Genomic DNA, 4,708 nt, shown 5'->3' on the forward strand with positions numbered 1-4,708 from the left:
ATTGATCACACGAAGACAAAAGCAGCTTCACCACAAACGAATGGGATCTGTGAACGCTTCCATAAAACAATACTGCAGGAGTTTTATCAAATTACATTTAGGAAAAAGCTTTATAGCACGCTAGAAGAGTTGCAGACGGATCTAGACGACTGGCTGAAATTCTATAATACTGAACGGACTCATCAAGGAAAAATCTGCTGTGGTCGTACACCATTTGAAACTTTACTTGATGGAAAACAAATTTGGGCTGAGAAGAATTTAGCTCAAATTTAACCTGACAGGCACAATAAAAATCGGGTAACTGTCAGATCAGGTTTGAGCTAGTACACTATAAAATAATAACTTAGAAAATCAGCTTATTTTTTTAATAAAAGCTAAGCAGTAAAAATAATTTCTATTAACAGGATTGAAAATTTTTGATGTGGAAAGGAAAGCTTAAACCTATAAATTTTAGAATACTTTAAATGCGATATAATGTAGCTGCTTGGTTTAAATTTTAAAATATTCACAGGCCTCAAGTTTTCTTCTTTGCTAAGCGCTAAATATAATATCTATCAAGCTCAGGACAGTTTCATTTTAGGTGAAACTGTCATTCTATAGTTATTCAATAAATAATTCGATACTGTCTAATATCTGGCTAAGAAAAACTATACTTTTTAAGTCGATAATCCAGTTTCGCCCGGCTAATACCGAGCAGCTTCAGAACTATTGGGTCTGGCTTTTTACATAGTAGTCCCAATTAATTGCTGTTCATGCTGCTCCAGATCGAAACCTTCTGTCAAAATAGTAGTTAAATCTGTTCCAGTGTATTCAGTATAGTTATCATCGTGCTGCGTTTGCGTTTGCGTTTGCGTTTGCGGGAACAAAACATTTAGTTTAATTAACGGCTGATTTTAGGTTCACAGACAGCACATTCCAGCAGATTTTCCAGCTTTCGGATATTTCCTGGCCAAGCATAGGCTTGCATAAAGGCTGTGGCTTTTTTACTGGTGCGCTGTATCTGTTTACCATAGCAATAAGTGAATTGATGAATATGTTATTACTGCAATACACTATCTATCATTATTGATTGTGGAAACTTAATCATTCTGCGTCTTCTTAGATAACCATACTAAAGAAAGTGCTGTAATAACCAGCCATGGAATAAGGGCCATATTCATGACCTTCCAGCCAATTATATCCAGCAATGCCCCAGCACTAAATGAGCAGATCAATCCCACCACGAAAACTGTCATGTCATTAATGGCCTGTGCCTTGGCTTTTTCTTCGTGAGTATAAGTTCTGGTTAATAAAGAAGTACTACCAATAAACAGGAAATTCCAGCCTACACCCAATAAAACCAGAGAAATGGCAAATGAATAGAATTGCAGACCAGAAAGGGCAAAAGCGATATAACAGGCAAACAGTAAGAGACCTGCAAACATGACTTTCAATACACCAAAACGGACAATCAGGTTACCCGTAAAAAATGATGGTAGGAACATCCCCAGTACATGTAATTGAATTACAGTGGTAATTGTACCTAATTCATGATGAGCATGATGCATGGCAATTGGTGTGGCAGTCATACCTAAAATCATGATGCCATAACCAGTAATTGCGCCCAGTAAAGCCACTAAATACATGGGCTGAAATACAATTTTTGGCCAAGGTCGTCCTGCACTAAAACTGGTCTTAATCTCTACCTGATCTGGAATATGCAGTCTTGATAAGATTCCCATCGCAATCAGGGAAACGATAGTAATGATCAGGAAAGAACCCACATATTCCAGATGATTAAATAGTGGTCCACCAAAGCGAGCCAAAACCGGACCAATCAATGCTGCAACTACGCCACCCGCCATAACAAACGAAATTGCACGGGAACGAAAGGCATCATCTGCTACTTCACTGGCAGCAAACCGGTAGAACTGGGCAAAGGATTGATATGCTCCCACACAGAATGTGCCTAATGCCAATAGGTAAAGTGAACTATAGATAATACCAACTGCTGCAATAATTCCACCTGAAATACCTAATAAAGCGCCACATAAAAAGCCATTGCGCCTGCCTACTTTTGCCATCCACATGGAAGCAGGGAACATCATCATGGCTGTACCTAAAAACATCGAGGCAATTGGCAGGGTGGCAAGGGTAGGCGTATTGGCAATATTTGCACCTGCCAGTCCGCCAATCGTCATCACCATGACTGAAATGGTCTGGAATAAAGACTGTGAACTTGCCAGAATGAAAACCTGGCGGTGCATGGTATTTTGCAGCATAAAAGTGGAACCTGAATTTTTATAAGTAAGTGATTAATGAGTGTTTTGAGGTAGCATTATTACCACCTGGAACCAGGCTTGAGCTGATTTCATTCGTACATAAGTCTATTGAGCCTGTTCTAGTAAATAGATCGCTTAAACCTGCACTTATAGTGGCAATCTTGGCCCTTATCATGGCTTCTGTTCCATAAATTTTTGAGCAGATAAAAGATGTCCTGTCTTTACATAAAGGATTGCTCCTGCTGAACAAGCATGAAAGTTATGGCTGTTTTGAATCGGTAAACGAATCCATGAACCTGCAGGATAAGTTTCTCCATTTGCAAGCAATTCACCTTGTATCACCAGAAGTTCAATTCCGTTTGCACTGTGCTCAGCAAAACTCTGATGGGGTATTAGTTTTTCCACATAGGTTTGTTCGTCCTGAGAGTCATATAAAGGGCAAATCTTACGCTGATTAAGTATTTGCCAGTTTTCGGGCTCATGGGTATTAATACGCACCGACAGTACATCTTCTCTGGTCATTTGCATGAGCTTGACAAAAATCAGTGCGCCTTCTTCACTGGATGGAGTATGTTTTGATCCATCCGGATTCCGTAAATACCAGCCTGCTGGATAATGCTGGTTGCCATTTTCAGTAAATGTTCCAGAGAGCACTAAAATTTCTTCACCTAATGGATGTTGATGCTCTGGAAAAATGCTCTGCGGTGCATAACGAACCAGACTGGTGGCACGGGCTGTTTCACCACCTATTCTATCGAGCATAACTCGTTCAACTTCACCACCAGGAGATTTGACCCATTGATAATCGTTAGGTCTAACCATAGCTACTTGGGAAAAATCAGCGTTAATCCACATGCTTTGTCTCATCTATTCAAAAAGTCAAATATCCTGTTGATCTGATAAAGATTAATAGGAAGAGAAACTTAAAAATGTTAATACTGATTGTTACTATTTACGTCTTTTAACAGACGCGCTGAATAGGGTTAGGCCTGCTAGAACATTTAATATAATTGTGACCAATAGAGCTTCCTTATCCAGTTTTGTATTTAAAGGGCTTTGACCCATAAAGTGAAAAATTGATTCTATAAAGATGGTTCTATACAAACAAACCAGTTAATCTTATAGTAATTGATAGAAAATCTTTAGAATGAAAACTCCTGTATATCTCAACGCATTAAGAGCTTTTGAAGCCAGTGCCAGACATCAAAGTTTTTCCACGGCAGCTATTGAGCTGAATGTAACTCCTGCAGCCGTGGGACAACTGGTTAAAAGTCTGGAAGATTACCTAGGCATTACATTGTTTCAGCGGAGTACAGGGGGAAAAGCCCGCTTGGTGGTAACTGAAGCTGCATTAATGGCATTGCCCGATATTCGTGCCGGTTTTAATAGGCTATTACTTGGTCTGGAAAAACTACAGGCACAAACTTCAGCAGGTGTTTTAACTGTTGCGATCAGCCCGGCTTTTGCATCGAAATGGTTGCTGCCAAGAATTGATACTTTTCAGCAAGCTTATCCTGAAATTGATATTCGACTGGATACTAACTTGGAACCTGTAGATTTTGCTCAACATGGTATTGATATTGCCGTGCGATATGGACAGGGAAACTGGTCAGGATTAGTCGCGGAAAAACTCATGGATGAAGAGGTTTTTCCTGTTTGTTCACCAGGGTTTTATCAGAAATATCGACACCTGTTAAAATATGTAGAGAACTTATTAAACCTACCTTTAATTCATGACTTAACGCTGGATGTCCATACTGGCTTTACTACTTGGAATACATGGTTGAAGTACAATCAGGTGAGCAATGGCTTGGCCCAGCGAGGATTAAAAATTAATAATTCAGCTGCTGTACTACAGGCAGCAATTGATGGGCATGGGGTCGCATTGGCAAGAAGTGTTATGGTGGCAGATGATTTAAAAACAGGGCAGTTGATACGTTTATATCCAGATATGAAGTATTCATCGGCCTTGGCCTATTATATTGTTTATCGACAGGAATGTCAGAATAAGCCGAAATTCGTAGCCTTTAAAACATGGCTGATGGACGAGGTAAAGTTATAAACTAAATAATTTTTTGATATTGTTTTTAAATATAGATGTATCAGTATCTATGGCGAATTCAAACATGAGGTGCGACAGTTTCAAAAGCCATATGATAATCAACAAGCTGAGCAAATTTCTCTAATGGTGTAAGCCAATCTAACGCCTTTCTAGGACGAGTATTCAGTGACATGGCAACTTGATTTAAATAATGCTGATCTGCCTGATTTAAATCAATCCCTTTAGGTAAATATTGCCTAATTAAACCATTCATATTTTCGCATGTGCCTTTTTGCCAAGGTGAATGTGGGTCACAGAAATATACATCTATGCCTAAATCTTCTTCGAGTATTTTATGTTCTGACATCTCGCGTCCACGGTCATAGGTCAACGTTTTACGCAGTTC

The 4,708-nt window shown here is 39.2% G+C and carries 5 protein-coding genes; 2 read left to right on the forward strand and 3 right to left on the reverse strand.

Features of this window, described 5'->3' with window-relative positions:
* Positions 1 to 273, forward strand: a 273-nt coding sequence (locus N518_RS16490) for an integrase core domain-containing protein (RefSeq protein WP_026444400.1), incomplete at its 5' end; no start/stop codon positions are given.
* Positions 274 to 1,079: 806 nt separating this feature from the next.
* Here N518_RS16490 and N518_RS0114850 read toward each other — a convergent pair.
* Positions 1,080 to 2,261 (reverse strand): MFS transporter, encoded by a 1,182-nt coding sequence (locus N518_RS0114850; RefSeq protein ID WP_005026545.1) that lies wholly within the window; start codon positions 2,259 to 2,261, stop codon positions 1,080 to 1,082.
* 171 nt (positions 2,262 to 2,432) lie between these two features.
* On the reverse strand, positions 2,433 to 3,116 hold the full coding sequence (locus N518_RS0114855) for a cupin domain-containing protein (protein WP_005019753.1): 684 nt from the start codon (positions 3,114 to 3,116) through the stop codon (positions 2,433 to 2,435).
* Positions 3,117 to 3,408: 292 nt separating this feature from the next.
* On the opposite strand from N518_RS0114855, the gene gcvA reads away from it, so the two are divergent.
* Entirely contained in the window at positions 3,409 to 4,323 is a 915-nt protein-coding gene (gcvA, locus tag N518_RS0114860) for a transcriptional regulator GcvA (protein WP_005019755.1), read from the forward strand.
* 58 nt (positions 4,324 to 4,381) lie between these two features.
* On the opposite strand, the gene N518_RS16985 is transcribed toward gcvA, so the two are convergent.
* Positions 4,382 to 4,708: IS30 family transposase (locus N518_RS16985; RefSeq protein ID WP_031995575.1), on the reverse strand; the 327-nt coding region annotated here is incomplete at its 5' end.

The organism is Acinetobacter sp. UNC436CL71CviS28 (genome assembly GCF_000620525.1).
GTDB lineage: Bacteria > Pseudomonadota > Gammaproteobacteria > Pseudomonadales > Moraxellaceae > Acinetobacter > Acinetobacter radioresistens.